Genomic DNA, 349 nt, shown 5'->3' with positions numbered 1-349 from the left:
CGGCACATCCGCGCAAGCGGAGGCAAACCCCGGGATCTGAAACATCTAAGTACCGGGAGGAAAAGAAAACAATAGTGATTCCCCCAGTAGCGGCGAGCGAAAAGGGAACAGCCCAAACCGGCTCTGTTTCGGCAGAGTCGGGGTTGTAGGACTGCCACAAGGACTTAGACTTTGTAGTGGAACACTTCTGGAAAGTGGGGCCATAGAGGGTGATAGCCCCGTACACGAAACGAAGTCTATACCAGGCAGTATCCTGAGTAGCGCGGGACTCGTGAAATCCTGCGTGAATCCGGCGGGACCATCCGCCAAGGCTAAATACGCGCAAGAGACCGATAGTGCAACCTGTCTC

General features: G+C 55.0%; 1 rRNA gene (cut by a window edge). It reads left to right on the top strand.

Annotated features, from left to right (window positions below):
• Positions 1 to 349: ribosomal RNA gene (locus N2692_03095) — 23S ribosomal RNA — on the top strand (its annotated part extends 374 nt beyond the left edge of the window); the annotation flags it as partial.

It is taken from the genome of Patescibacteria group bacterium (assembly GCA_026415775.1).
In the GTDB taxonomy this organism is placed as follows: domain Bacteria; phylum Patescibacteriota; class Minisyncoccia; order UBA6257; family JAAZHW01; genus SKW32.
Note: the sequence above shows the minus strand (reverse complement) of the source record. Positions and strands in the feature narration are given on the sequence as shown.